Source organism: Agrobacterium tumefaciens (assembly GCF_005221385.1).
GTDB lineage: Bacteria > Pseudomonadota > Alphaproteobacteria > Rhizobiales > Rhizobiaceae > Agrobacterium > Agrobacterium tomkonis.
The window spans coordinates 843709-857190 of sequence record NZ_CP039904.1; the positions used below are offsets into that span (position 1 = coordinate 843709).

Below are 13482 nucleotides of genomic sequence, written 5' to 3' on the forward strand. Positions count from 1 at the left end.
AACATTTGAGGGCGTCCCATAACGGCGCCCTCAAACCTCCTGAAGCCGGTAACCGACACCGGTTTCCGTCAGGATATAGCGGGGCTGGTCCGGAATTTTTTCGATCTTCTGGCGAAGCTGGCGCACATAGACCCGCAAATATTGGACGTCGGTCAACTCGTCCCACGCATGCTCAAGCAAAAATCGGTGCGTCAGCACCTTGCCCGCATGTTGCACCAGAACCCGCAGAATATCATACTCCTTGGGCGAGAGTTTCACCTCGCGATCCTCCACCTTGACGATGCGCCGGACAAGATCGACCGAAAGGTCACCTGTTTGAAATACCGGCCTTTCCCCCTGGCTCTGCAGGCGGTGGCGCAGGGCGACGCGGATGCGGGCGACAAGCTCGTTCATGCCGAAAGGCTTGGCGATGTAATCATCCGCTCCTAGTTCCAGCGCCTTGACGATACCCGCCTCATCCGTGCGGCTGGAGAGAATGATCACCGGCAGCGCCAGCCCTTCGCCACGCCATTTCGCCAGGAGATCATGTCCTGATATATCCGGCAACCCGAGATCGAGAACGACGAGATCGGGTTTGTCCTCACCGACCAGCTCCATCGCCACCTTCGCATTCATGGCCTCGCTCACCGCATATCCTTGAGTCGACAGCCCCACCCGCAAAAGCTTGCGGATCGGCGGTTCATCGTCGACGATCAGAATGCGGACGGCGGAATTGGTCATTCCCGATCTCCTTTAGCGGCACGACGAAGCACGTGAATGATTCTCTTCTGAAATCGCGCCCTAATCATGATCTAGCACGGGTGCGTCAGGGGGAGCTGGCAGGCTTATGGTAAATTGCGCGCCTGGGCGACCCGACCTGTTTTCCGCCCGGATCGACCCGCCCATGGCCTCGATGAAACCCTTGCAGATGGATAGCCCGAGACCCGTGCCGGCCTGCACATGATCCGCCTTGCGCACCCGGTAGAAACTGTCGAACACCCGCTCCGTATCATCAGGGGGAATGCCCGGCCCCTCGTCCGCAACGGACAGGAAGACATGCATGCCCTGCCGCCACCCCCTGATCTCGATAGCCGTCTGTTCGGACGCGTATTTAGCCGCGTTGTCGATCAAATTAAACAACACCTGTTCGAAAAGCACCGGATCGACCTTCAGCATCGGCAGATCGGAGGGAATATCCAGAATGATCTCGTGCCGGACAACAATTTTCGCCGCGCGCGAAAGCGCCGTGCCGACCATATCCCCGACGAAATGCAGCCCGTAATTTGGCTCCATCGCCCCTGAACCAATTCTTGTCATATCCAGCAGGTTGGAGATGAAACGGTTAAGCCGCTCGGACTCCTCAATGATTGTCGAAAGTAACTCAGTCCGCGCATCGGGCGGAATGTCGTCCGCAAAATCCTTTAGCGTTCCGGCCGAACCCAGAATGGCCGCAAGTGGTGTTTTCAAGTCATGGGAAATGGAGGTGAGGAGAGCAGTGCGTAGCCGGTCGGTTTCCGCCGCAAGCCTTGCCCGGTCGACATCCGAGGCAAGCTGGATACGTTCGACGGCAAGGGCCGCCTGATCGGCCAGCGCATCGAAGAGCCGCTGCTGCTCCGGTGTCAAAAGCGGGCCGACCCGGTCATCATCCAGCCCCACCACGCCGATGGCGCCGCTGCCGGTGCGCAATGGCAGATAAAGACGCTTCGCACCCGGCAGAGTATCCGCGCCGCGGCCCGTGGCTCTATTATGCTCCCATGCCCATTGCGCGGCGGCGATATCGGCATCCGCCAGCGTATCATCCGGCGGATAACCCGCCTTGACGGTGATCGTATTGTTTTCCGGCAGCAGCAGAACAACCCGGACCTTCAGCATCGAAGCCATCTGGTAAGCGGTTGCCCACAACACATCATCCAGTGTGCTAGTGCCTGCCAGTTTTTTTGAAAACAGATAGAGGTCCTCGGTGGTTCGCGCCCTCGCCCGCGCCGACGCCGCCTGCCGCTGCACGGCGACGGCCAGATTGGAGGCGACCAAGGCCACTCCGAAATAAAACAGCAGCGCCACGACGCTGTCCGGTGCGCTCACCGTCAGCGTGTAGCGCGGCTCCAGAAAGAAGAAGTTGAAGGCGAAGGCGCCAAGCAATGAAGCATAGAGCGCCGGCCCCAGCCCGCCGCGCACGGCAGCGGCCAGAACCGCCATCAGGAAGACCAGCGCCAGATTTCGAACGTCGAGCATCTGGTCCAGCCCGATGCCGACAATGATAGCCACCGCCACCAGCAACGTGCTGCTGAGATAAGCCTTGAGCAGATTGCCACGACGCGGAGACGCCTGCTTCACCGTCTGCACCGGCTTTTCCGCCGTCTTGTCGCCGGAAATGACGTGGACGCTGATATCGCCCGCATGGTCGATCAGTTCATGGGTCAGCGAGCGCTGGAACAGGCGCTGCCACCAGTTCTTTTTAGGACGGCCGATGATGATATGGGTGAAATTATTGGCGTTTGCATAGGCGATGATCTCGCGCGTCAGATCAAGCGCCGGCAGGGTTACCGTCTCGCCACCCAGCTTCTCGGCAAGCCGCATGGTGCCGGCCAGCCGGTCCTTCTCCGCCTCCGATAATTGCTGCGAACGCGGCGTATCGAGATGCAGCGCCGTCCAGGGCGCGCGCAGGCGATCCGCCTGCCTTCGGGCATAACGCACGAGACCCGGGCCATTGCCGCCATGGTCGAGGCATACCAGAACCCTGTCCCCCGCCGCCCATGGTCCGGAAATGGCATGCGACTGCATGTGGTTGAGCAATTGCTCGTCCACCCGCTGGGCGGTGCGTCGCAGCGCCAGTTCACGCAACGCCGTCAGGTTGCCGCGGGAAAAGTAATTCTCGATGGCGCGCCGCGCAGTGCGGGGCATGTAGACTTTGCCATCCTGCAGGCGTTTCAGCAGATCGTCGGGGGTGATATCGATGATTTCGACATCGTCGGCCCTGTCGATGATGCTGTCAGGCACTGTTTCCCGCACGCGGATGCGGGTGATCTGTGCCACCACATCGTTCAGGCTTTCGACATGCTGGATGTTCAGCGTCGTATAGACATCGATGCCCTGCGCGAGGATTTCCTGAACATCCATATAGCGCTTGGGGTGGCGGCTGCCGGCGGCATTGGTATGAGCAAGCTCATCGACCAGCACCAGAGCGGGGCGGCGGGCGAGTATCGCATCGAGATCCATCTCATCCAGCATCTGGCCGCGATAATCGATGCGCCTGCGGGCGATCACCTCCAGCCCTTCGACCAGAGCTTCAGTTTCGCGGCGGCCATGGGTTTCCACGACGCCGATAATGGTGTCGACGCCATCTGCAAGTTTCGCACGGCCGGACATCAGCATTTCATAGGTCTTGCCGACGCCGGGGGCTGCGCCTAGAAAAATCTTCAGCCGGCCCCGCGCCTCGCGCCGGGCGTTTTCCAGCAGCGCATCGGGCGACGGTCTGCTCGGCATATTGCTGATATCGTCAGGCATTTAACCCACCAGTGGTCGAAGCTATGGCTTCCGAAGAAGCCATAGCCATTTCAGTTCATGAGCCGGCTGCGTCAAGAGCCATGTTCAGCGCCAGCACATTTACGACGGGTTCGCCCATGAAGCCCAGTTCCGGTCCCTCGACATGACGCTCGACGATGGCACGCAACGAGGTTTCATCCATGCCCCTTGCCTTTGCGACACGCGGTATCTGGAAATAGGCGGCCTCAGGCGTGACATGCGGGTCAAGACCGCTGCCCGATGCCGTCACCAGATCGGCCGGCACCTCGGCTGCCGGGTTTTCGGCTTTCGCGGCCTCATAATCCTGCTTCACCCGGTCGATGAGCTTGGCGCTGGTCGGACCGAGATTGGAGCCGGAAGACGAAGCGGCATTATATCCGTCGCCGGCGGCGGAGGGCCTGCCGTGGAAATATTTCTCACCGGTGAAGGCCTGCCCGATCAATTGCGAACCCACCACGCTGCCGTTCTTTTCTATGAGGCTGCCATTGGCCTGAAAGGGAAAGAGCGCCTGCGCCAGACCCGTCATGCCCAGCGGATAGGCAAGGCCGGTTATGGCGGTGGTGGCAAGGATCAGCACCAGTGCGGGACGAAGCTGTCTAAACATTGTCTTACTCCTCAGGCTAGACCAAGCGCCGTGATGGCGAGGTCGATGGCCTTGATGCCGATAAAGGGAACGATGATGCCACCGAGGCCATAAATGACCAGATTGCGCGACAGCAGCGCGCCGGCGCCGATCGGGCGGTATTTGACGCCCTTCAGCGACAGCGGGATGAGCGCGATGATGATCAGCGCGTTGAAGATGATGGCGGACAGGATCGCGCTCTGCGGTGTTGAAAGCCCCATGACGTTCAGGACGCCAAGCTGCGGATAGAGCACCAGAAACATCGCCGGGATGATGGCGAAATATTTGGCGATATCGTTGGCGATGGAGAATGTCGTCAACGCGCCGCGTGTCATCAGCAACTGCTTGCCGATTTCGACGATCTCGATGAGCTTGGTCGGGTCGCTGTCGAGATCGACCATATTGCCCGCCTCGCGGGCCGCAACCGTGCCGGTGTTCATGGCGACGCCGACATCGGCCTGCGCCAGCGCCGGCGCATCATTGGTGCCGTCGCCGCACATGGCGACGAGCTTGCCCTTGGCCTGCTCCTCGCGGATCAGCTCCAGCTTGTTTTCAGGCGTTGCCTGGGCGAGGAAATCATCGACGCCTGCTTCTGCCGCGATGGCAGCCGCCGTCATCGGATTGTCGCCGGTGATCATGACAGTGCGGATGCCCATGCGGCGAAGCTCGGCGAAACGCTCCCGAATGCCGCCCTTGACGATATCCTTCAGCTGCACGACCCCGAGCAGCTTTCCATCCCGCACCACGGCAAGCGGCGTGCCGCCAGCCTTGGCGATTTCTTCCGCAATCGTGCGGATTCCACGCGTGGCATCGGTTTCGGTTTTGACGGCCAACGCCGCGTTCCCATGTTGCGTAACGCCGCCATCGACATAAGCCAGAACGGCATCAACGGCACCCTTGCGAATGGAGGCGCCTTCGAAATCCACGCCGCTCATGCGGGTCTGGGCGGTGAAAGGCACGAAGGTAGCGTGCAGCTTCTGCATGTCGCGGGCGCGGATGCCGTATTTTTCCTTGGCTAGAACGACGATGGAGCGGCCTTCCGGCGTCTCATCGGCAAGCGAGGCGAGCTGTGCGGCATCGGCAAGTTCCTGCTCCGAAACGCCGGCGATAGGCCGAAACTCGGTCGCCTGCCGGTTGCCGAGCGTAATCGTGCCGGTTTTGTCCAGCAGCAGCGTATCGACGTCACCAGCCGCTTCGACGGCGCGGCCGGACATGGCAAGCACGTTGAAACGCACCAGCCTGTCCATGCCGGCAATACCGATGGCGGACAAAAGAGCGCCGATGGTGGTGGGGATGAGCGTGACGAACAGCGCCACCAGCACGATGATCGGGATGGAGCCGCCGGCATAGGCGGCGAAGCTTGGAATGGTCGCGGTGGCAAGAACGAATATCAGCGTCATGCCCGCAAGCAGGATGTTGAGCGCGATTTCATTCGGCGTCTTCTGGCGCTCGGCACCTTCCACCAGCGAAATCATCCGGTCGAGGAAGGTGGAACCGGCAGCAGCGGTGATGCGCACCCTTATCCAGTCCGACAGAACCTGCGTGCCACCGGTGACAGCCGAGCGGTCGCCGCCGGATTCGCGGATGACGGGGGCGGATTCGCCTGTTATCGCCGCCTCATTGACGGAGGCCACACCTTCGACGACTTCGCCATCGGACGGGATGATATCACCGGCTTCGACGAGCACGACATCGTTGACCTTCAGGCTTGTGCCCGCCACCATCTTGTACTGGCTACGGTCATCGCCGGTCAGCAATTTCGCCTGGGTTTCGGTGCGGGTCCGGCGCAGCGAATCCGCCTGCGCCTTGCCGCGCCCTTCGGCGACGGCTTCGGCGAAGTTGGCGAACAACACGGTAAACCAGAGCCAGAGATTGATCTGGAAAGAAAAGCCGAGATTGCCGCTGTCCATGACGAGATCACGGATGAACAGCACGGTCGTCAGCACCGAGACCGTTGCCACGACAAACATGACCGGGTTGCGCGCCAGCGTGCGCGGGTTGAGTTTTTTGAATGCGGCGGCAGTGGCCGGAACGAGAATGCGAGAATCGAGAATGCTCGCTTGTTTGGACTGGCTCATGAAGAGGCTCCAGCGTTTGAAACAGGGCGACCGATGAAGGTCGATCAGCCCGTGAGAACTTCGAGAGCGACGACGGCGGCGAACAGGGCCGCCATCATCGCAAGAATGAGATTGGAGGCGCACCAGCCGCCGGGACCGGCGCCCCTTTTGACGGGAGCACCAGTGCGGACAGGAAGGTTGCGTCGGTGTCGGGGTATGTCATTGGTCATGGCGCCACCTCAAAAGACCTGACCTGCCGCCATCACCAGATGTTCCGCGACCGGACCAAGAGCTAGCGCAGGCAGGAAGGTGAGGCCGCCGACAATCAGGATCGTGCCGACAAGCAGACCGACAAACAGCGGACCATCCGTTGGGAAGGTGCCGGCCGATGCCGGAACGGTCTTCTTGGTGACCAGCGAGCCGGCGATGGCGAGCGCCGGAATGATCACCAGAAAACGCCCCATCAGCATGCCGAAACCAAGCGTGATGTTGTACCAGGTGGTATTGCCGGTCAGACCGCCGAAAGCCGAGCCGTTATTGGCGGCTGCCGAAGTGTAGGCATAGAGGATTTCGGAGAAACCGTGCGGTCCGGCCGTGCCGATCGACGCCACCGCCGATGGCAGGACCGTGGCCGTGGCGGTGAAAGCCAGCATGGCGAGTGGCAGGCAGAGAATGGCCAGAACTGCCATCTTCATTTCCTTGGCCTCGATCTTCTTGCCGAGATATTCCGGCGTGCGGCCCACCATCAGACCCGCCACGAAGATGGCGATGATGATGAACAGCAGGATGCCGTAGAAACCCGCGCCGACACCGCCAACGATCACTTCACCCAATTGCATGTTGATGAGCGGGACTAAACCACCAAGCGCCGTGAAGCTGCCATGCATGGCGTTGACCGCACCGCAGGACGCGGCTGTCGTGATGACTGCAAACAGCGATGAAAGCGCTACACCGAAGCGAACTTCCTTGCCTTCCATATTGCCGCCCGGGAGACCAAAGCCGTGCATCAGCGGATTTCCGGCCGCTTCCGCCCAATAGGTGACGGCGACGCCGGCGATGAACAGAACGCCCATGGCCGAAAGGATCGCCCAACCCTGGCGCTGGTTGCCCACCATGCGCCCGAAGACATTGGTGAAGGCCGCACCGATCGCGAAGATCGACACCATCTGGATCATGTTGGAGAAGGCATCAGGGTTTTCAAACGGATGCGCCGAATTGGCGTTGAAGAAACCGCCGCCATTGGTGCCGAGCATCTTGATCGCCAGCTGCGATGCGACGGGCCCGACCGCAATCGTCTGCTGCGCGCCCTCGAGCGTTTGTGCCGTGACATAAGCGCCGAGCGTCTGCGGCACCCCAAGCCACACATAAATGAGGGTCAGCACGATGCAAAGGGGCAAAAGCACGTAGAGCGTCGCGCGGATCATATCCACCCAGAAATTGCCGATGGCCTTGCCTGAAGCGCGCGAAAAGGCGCGGATGAGACCGATGGCGATTGCCATGCCCGTGGCGCCGGAAACGAAATTCTGAACGGTTAAACCAGCCATCTGGGTCAGATAAGACATGGTGCTTTCGCCGCCATAATTTTGCCAGTTGGTATTGGTGACGAAGCTGACCGCCGTGTTGAACGACAGTTCCGGCCCGACGGCCGGCATTGCCTGCGGATTATAAGGCAGCACGGCCTGAAAACGCATCAGCGAATAAAGCAGGACAAAACCGAGAAGGTTGAAGAGCAGCATGGAAAACGCATAGGTCGTCCAGTGCTGCTCTTCGCGCTCGCTTGTTCCGGCAAGGGCATAGAGGCCGCGCTCGACAGGCACAAGAACCGGCGAAAGCAGGGTGCGTTCACCACTAAAAACACGCGCCATATAGAAGCCGAGCGGCTTCACCAGCGCAAAAATGATCCCGCAAAACAGCAGAATCTGAAACCATCCATTGAGGGTCATTGTATTGAACTTTCAATAGCCGCCGCTTCCCGATCAGAAGCGTTCGGGGCGAATGAGAGCATAGGTGAGATAGGCGGCGATAAAGACGGTGACGGCACCGCTGAGGACATAGTCGAATATCATCGCAGCCTCCGTCTAAAGCCGGTCGCAGGCGCGCGTATAGGCAAAGCAGAGGGCGAAAAACACCGTCGCTGCGCCGATCAGAACAAGGTCCATCATGATGGGACTCCTTTTTTCCACGAGGAGCCTGACAGGAAGAAAAGCGCCGCCATGTGGGACGTCGCTTTTCATTCTTTCTGGCTCAGGAAGGGAACACCATCCCTTCCCGAACAGAAGAATGCACCCGAACCGCATAAAGGTTCGAGACGGCCTCAAAGGGAATAAAATAGGAATCCTATAGGAATTTCGATGCCCGCAGACGCGGGCACCGCTGCCATCCCTTAGTGAGAGAGCGGCTCGCCAAAAGCGGAAACAATGGTTTCCGCGGTGCTTTTGCTGGCCAGCAGCGCCGCCAGCAGAATGCGGGCCTGGCCCGGGCGAAGCGTGGAAGAATGCACGGCACCGGCCGCGACAAGGTCATGTCCGCCGCCGCCGCCGCCATAACTTGCGACAAGACGGCCTTCCGGCACGCGGCTGGAAACGACGACAGGGACGCCGTGTTCCGCGCAGCGTTTCACCGCCTCGGCAATATCAGGATTGGCGTTACCGGAACCGAGCGCGGCGAGCACGATACCTCTAGCGCCCGCCTGCAGGCTCGCGTCAATATGGGTTGCGTCGCAGCCGGGATGGATAGCGACGATATCAACCCTGATATCGGCGACGGGCGCAGCAAGGTTCGGCGCTGAGGCCTGAACCAGTGGTCGCGCCGAGCGAAAGGCGTCAGCCGCATCCGCACTCAGCTTGTACAGCCCCCAGGCCGGCAGACAGCGACCGCCGAAGGAAAGAAGCACGCCCTTTTGGACGTTCTGCCGATCGAGCGCGGTTTCTATGGCCTGCGCCAGATTGACGGGTCCGTCCGCATTCGGGTGGTCTGCCGTAAACTGCGCACCGGTGAATACCACCGGTTTGGTGAGGCTGTGCTGCAGATTGACGAGCAGGGAGGATTCTTCCATGGCGTCGGTGCCATGCAGAACGACGACGCCCGCCACCGCGGGGTCATTGAGTTCCAGGCCTACCGCATCGCTGATGCGCTGCATGTCTGCCAATGTCAGGCTGGAAGAATCCTTCGCCATCAGATCGACCGGCTTCAGCCGGGCGCTGATCTGCGGAACCAGCGCCAGCAGGTCCTCGCCGGAAAGACTGGGGGTACTGGCCCCATCGGCACCACGCCGGCTGGCGATGGTGCCACCGGTGGCGATGACCGCCACCAGTTGAGTGTCACCCTGCCCGCTCAATGCGACGCCCCTGCACCGGCCGCACGTTCAGCCGCCAGACGGTGGATACGGTCGCGCAAAAGATACCAGCCGACCACCAACGCCGGAATGATGACCAGCAGTGAAGCGATGGTCCAGGAGCCGACGGGATAATCGAACGCCATCAACACCAGCACGCCGAACAGGAAGATGAGCGTGAGAATGCCGGTATAGGGTGCGCCGAACATGCGGAAATCCGGACGCGCCAGTTCGCCGCGCTGCGAAAGCTGCCAGAGCTTCAGCTGGCAGAGCACGATGACGGCCCATGCGCAGATGATACCAAGCGCCGAGAGGTTGAGGGCGATTTCGAAGGCGGAAGCGGGAACGACGGCGTTCAAGGCCACGCCGAGAACGGTGACGACGGCGGTCACTGCGATGCCGCCATAGGGCACGCCGGCCTTGTTCATCTTCGCAAGTGCGGCCGGAGCCGAGCCGGAAACCGCCATGGAGTGCAGAATGCGGCCAGTGGAATAAAGACCGGCATTAAGTGAGGAAAGCACGGCGGTCAGAACCACGAGGTTCATGATCACGTCAGCGCCCTCTACGCCGATGGAGCCAAAGAAGGTGACGAAGGGGCTCTCACCCGCCTTGTAGGCGGTATAGGGCAGAAGCAGCGTGAACAGCAGCACCGAGCCGACGTAAAACACCACAAGGCGCAGAACCACCGCGCGGATGGCACGGGGCATGACTTTGCGCGGATCTTCGGTTTCGCCTGCCGCCGTGCCGATCAGCTCAATCGAGGCATAGGCGAAGACGACACCCTGAATGATGACGAAGGCCGGCAGAATGCCGTTCGGGAAGAAGCCGCCATTGTCCGTAATGAGGCTGAAGCCGGTGACATGGCCCTCAATGGGCGTGCCGAAGATGACGAAATAAACGCCGACGACGAGGAAAATGGCAAGCGCCAGAACCTTGATCAGGCTGAACCAGAATTCAAGCTCGCCAAAGACCTTCACCGACAGCATGTTCATCGCCAGCACGACCAGAAGCGCCGTCATTGCGAAGACCCACTGGTCGATGCCCGCCAGCCACGGAACATATTGCTTGAAGAAATTCATGTAGAGGGCGACGGCTGTCACATCCGCCACCGAAGTCATCGCCCAGTTCAGCCAATACATCCAGCCGGCGGCAAAGGCCATTTTCTCACCGTAGAACTCACGGGCATAGGACACGAAGGAACCGGAGCTCGGGCGATGCATGATAAGCTCGCCAAGCGCACGCAGCACCAGAAACGCGAAGAAGCCGCAGAGCGCATAAACAAACACAAGCGCCGGACCTGCCTGCGCCAGCCGGCCGCCGGCGCCAAGAAACAGGCCGGTGCCGATCGCGCCGCCAATGGCGATCATCTGGATCTGACGTGGCTTGAGGGCCTTGTGGTAACCGAGTTCCTCTTCGACGAAGACCTCACGTTCGGCAGGCGCCGTTTTCCCAGAATGCATGGATATTTATCCTCCCGATAAAGTGCTTTAGTCGGCGATAAGCCGGAAATCAAAATGAAACTGGCACAGTCCGTGCTGGAAACATGGCCAGCATGCTCATGCACGCTGTAAAGCTGCATGACAGATTTTCGCCCCTCATAATGGCAGATAATGCCGTTCGTCAAGGGTATTCGATATGATTGACCTTCTCCTCAGCCCAGATTAAGGTCGAAAAATCTGTAAGACAGCTTTACAGATATAGCAACACTTAAAAGCCAGTGGAGGAAAAAGTGAGTGTGACGCGCAGGGAGCATGATTTGCTCGGGACGAAGGAAATTCCGGCTGATGTCTATTGGGGTGTGCACACCGCACGCGCCGTGGAAAACTTTCAGATCACCGGGGTAACCATTGGCCACAATCCCTATCTCGTCAGGGGATTGGCCTATGTGAAGGAGGCGGCGGCGCGCGCAAATCACGAACTCGGCCTGCTCGACACGGGGCGAATGGAGGCGATCGCTGCGGCCTGCCGCGAAATCCGAGCCGGCACGCTGCACGAGCAATTCGTGGTGGATGAAATCCAGGGCGGAGCCGGCACCTCCACCAACATGAATGCCAACGAGGTCATTGCCAACCGGGCGCTTGAACTGCTTGGCCACCAGAAAGGCGATTATGCCCGCCTTCACCCCAACGACCATGTCAATCTCAGCCAGTCCACCAACGACGCCTATCCGACGGCGGTCAATGTCGGCCTGATCGAATCAATCGACGATCTGGCGGCCTCCATGGGCGTGCTGAAGGACGCTTTTGACCGCAAGGCGCAGGAATTTGCCGGCTTCATCAAGATCGGGCGCACACAATTGCAGGACGCCGTGCCGATGACGCTCGGCCAGGAATTTCGCACCTTCGTGGTGATGCTGGGTGAAGATCAGGCCCGCCTGATTGAATCCGCGGCCCTGCTGCACGAGATCAATCTCGGCGCCACCGCCATCGGCACCGGCCTTAATGCGCCGCGCGGTTACGCAGCGCTCGCCTGCCAGCATCTGGCAGCGCTGACCGGACGGCCGCTGGTGACCGCGGCAGACCTTATTGAAGCGACACAGGACCCCGGCGCATTCGTGCATCTGTCCGGCGTGCTGAAGCGCGTGGCCGTCAAGCTGTCGAAAACCTGCAACGATCTTCGCCTGCTCTCCTCCGGTCCGCGCGCCGGCATCGGCGAAATCACCCTGCCGTCGGTTCAGGCGGGTTCCAGCATCATGCCGGGCAAGATCAATCCGGTCATTCCCGAAGTCGTCAATCAGGTGGCCTATGCCGTCATCGGCAACGATATCACCATCACCATGGCCGCCGAAGCCGGGCAGCTGCAGCTTAACGCCTTCGAACCGATCATCGTACGCGCCCTCTCCCAGAGCATCAGCCAGCTCAGCGCCGCCTGCCGGACACTGGCGGAACGCTGCGTTGACGGCATCGTCGCCAACCCGACCATCATGGCGCAGCGCGTGGAAGAATCGATCGGCCTTGCCACCGCTCTTAATCCGCTGATCGGTTATTATGCAGCGACGGAAGTGGCCAAGGAGGCGCTCGCCAGCGGGCGCACCGTGCCGCAGGTGGTTCTGGAACGCGGATATCTGACGGAAGCGCAATTGCAGCAGGCGCTGAGCCCGCGGCACCTCGCCAACCTGCCGGCGCTTACGGTTGACGAACCCGATCTTCTCCAATGATCGTCGTCACCACCTGCTTCACCTGCCCAAGGTGAAGCTCCATCGCCTCACGCGCCTCGGGTGCTGAACCCCGCCGGATTGCTTCGACGATCCGGCGGTGCTCGTAATTCGACGCAACGCGACGGCCCGCCATCAGATTGACCATCTCTGACTGTTGGGACACAGCCTCGCGGGCATCGGCGACCACCTTGGCGAAGAGACGATTGGCGGAAGCCTCCGCGATGGCACAGTGGAATTGCCCGTCCAGCAGCACCCAGGGGTGCGGCCTCTCTTCAACTTCCATCCTGTCACAGAGGTGCAGCAATGTTTCCAACTGGGCATCGGTGCGCCTGAGCGCCGCCCATCCGGCGGCCGGCACCTCGATGAAGGGACGGGCCTCGATAAGATCGCGGGCGGAATAAGCGCCGTAATTCAACTCGGAAGGCGGCGTCGGCGTCATCACATAGGTGCCGCTTCCGGTGCGGGTCTGCGTCAGCCCCAAAGTCTGGAGAGATCGCAACGCCTCGCGAATGATCGGCCGGCTGACGCCATATCTTTGTGCCAGATGCGCCTCGGAAGGCAGCCGCGTGCCGACTGCAATCTGCCCCGAGGTAATCGCTGAGCGGATATCTTCAAACACCGCTTCCGCGGCATTCTTGCGATTGATCGGCTGTGCATCCGCAAGCCAATCCGACAACCCGCCCATCTTTAAACCCTCCGCACCCTCAATATGCCTGCCATCCAGCAATGAAAGGACGGCTGCCGCTCACGCGGCTAAGCCGACCTTCCTAACACTATCCGGCCGGATGGAACAACGACGGCGGATATTTTT

11 protein-coding genes are annotated in these 13482 nt (G+C 60.5%); 1 reads left to right on the forward strand and 10 read right to left on the reverse strand.

Translation table 11 applies throughout. The features are described from left to right. Window positions 1–30: 30 nt before the first annotated feature. The 9 genes from CFBP6623_RS19085 to CFBP6623_RS19120 all read right to left on the reverse strand — a co-directional run bounded on the left by CFBP6623_RS19085 (window position 31) and on the right by CFBP6623_RS19120 (window position 10974). On the reverse strand, window positions 31–720 hold the full coding sequence (locus CFBP6623_RS19085) for a response regulator transcription factor (protein ID WP_046799955.1): 690 nt from the start codon (window positions 718–720) through the stop codon (window positions 31–33). A 60-nt stretch (window positions 721–780) separates the two neighbouring features. Beyond that, complete coding sequence (locus CFBP6623_RS19090) at window positions 781–3483, reverse strand: sensor histidine kinase (protein ID WP_046799956.1); 2703 nt, start codon at window positions 3481–3483, stop codon at window positions 781–783. A 55-nt stretch (window positions 3484–3538) separates the two neighbouring features. Further along, window positions 3539–4105, reverse strand: coding sequence for a potassium-transporting ATPase subunit KdpC (kdpC, locus tag CFBP6623_RS19095; protein WP_046799957.1), 567 nt, complete (start codon window positions 4103–4105; stop codon window positions 3539–3541). Between the two features lie 11 nt (window positions 4106–4116). Further along, complete coding sequence (kdpB, locus tag CFBP6623_RS19100; RefSeq protein ID WP_046799958.1) at window positions 4117–6201, reverse strand: potassium-transporting ATPase subunit KdpB; 2085 nt, start codon at window positions 6199–6201, stop codon at window positions 4117–4119. Between the two features lie 44 nt (window positions 6202–6245). After that, window positions 6246–6410 (reverse strand): hypothetical protein, encoded by a 165-nt coding sequence (locus CFBP6623_RS26900; protein ID WP_167379186.1) that lies wholly within the window; start codon window positions 6408–6410, stop codon window positions 6246–6248. 9 nt (window positions 6411–6419) lie between these two features. After that, window positions 6420–8123, reverse strand: a complete 1704-nt coding sequence (gene kdpA, locus CFBP6623_RS19105; RefSeq protein WP_080842850.1) for a potassium-transporting ATPase subunit KdpA — start codon at window positions 8121–8123, stop codon at window positions 6420–6422. 33 nt (window positions 8124–8156) lie between these two features. Beyond that, window positions 8157–8246: a K(+)-transporting ATPase subunit F gene (gene kdpF / locus CFBP6623_RS19110; RefSeq protein WP_035226808.1), complete on the reverse strand. Its 90-nt coding sequence runs from the start codon at window positions 8244–8246 to the stop codon at window positions 8157–8159. Window positions 8247–8563: 317 nt separating this feature from the next. Continuing rightward, complete coding sequence (locus CFBP6623_RS19115) at window positions 8564–9517, reverse strand: asparaginase (RefSeq protein WP_080842851.1); 954 nt, start codon at window positions 9515–9517, stop codon at window positions 8564–8566. Then, on the reverse strand, window positions 9514–10974 hold the full coding sequence (locus CFBP6623_RS19120) for an amino acid permease (RefSeq protein WP_080842852.1): 1461 nt from the start codon (window positions 10972–10974) through the stop codon (window positions 9514–9516). The genes CFBP6623_RS19115 and CFBP6623_RS19120 overlap by 4 nt, the downstream gene beginning before the upstream one ends. Window positions 10975–11243: 269 nt before the next feature. Here CFBP6623_RS19120 and CFBP6623_RS19125 point away from each other — a divergent pair, with 269 nt between their 5' ends. Continuing rightward, entirely contained in the window at window positions 11244–12671 is a 1428-nt protein-coding gene (locus tag CFBP6623_RS19125) for an aspartate ammonia-lyase (RefSeq protein ID WP_232370448.1), read from the forward strand. Here CFBP6623_RS19125 and CFBP6623_RS19130 read toward each other — a convergent pair. Beyond that, entirely contained in the window at window positions 12640–13356 is a 717-nt protein-coding gene (locus CFBP6623_RS19130; RefSeq protein WP_080842854.1) for a FadR/GntR family transcriptional regulator, read from the reverse strand. The genes CFBP6623_RS19125 and CFBP6623_RS19130 overlap by 32 nt on opposite strands. Window positions 13357–13482 lie beyond the last annotated feature (126 nt).

Coding starts and splice junctions, on each gene's coding strand:
- kdpA (WP_080842850.1), bottom strand. CDS start 8,123: ATGACCCTCAATGGATGGTTTCAGATTCTGCTGTTTTGCGGGATCATT.
- kdpF (WP_035226808.1), bottom strand. CDS start 8,246: ATGATATTCGACTATGTCCTCAGCGGTGCCGTCACCGTCTTTATCGCC.
- kdpB (WP_046799958.1), bottom strand. CDS start 6,201: ATGAGCCAGTCCAAACAAGCGAGCATTCTCGATTCTCGCATTCTCGTT.
- CFBP6623_RS19090 (WP_046799956.1), bottom strand. CDS start 3,483: ATGCCTGACGATATCAGCAATATGCCGAGCAGACCGTCGCCCGATGCG.
- CFBP6623_RS19085 (WP_046799955.1), bottom strand. CDS start 720: ATGACCAATTCCGCCGTCCGCATTCTGATCGTCGACGATGAACCGCCG.
- CFBP6623_RS19130 (WP_080842854.1), bottom strand. CDS start 13,356: ATGGGCGGGTTGTCGGATTGGCTTGCGGATGCACAGCCGATCAATCGC.
- kdpC (WP_046799957.1), bottom strand. CDS start 4,105: ATGTTTAGACAGCTTCGTCCCGCACTGGTGCTGATCCTTGCCACCACC.
- CFBP6623_RS26900 (WP_167379186.1), bottom strand. CDS start 6,410: ATGACCAATGACATACCCCGACACCGACGCAACCTTCCTGTCCGCACT.
- CFBP6623_RS19120 (WP_080842852.1), bottom strand. CDS start 10,974: ATGCATTCTGGGAAAACGGCGCCTGCCGAACGTGAGGTCTTCGTCGAA.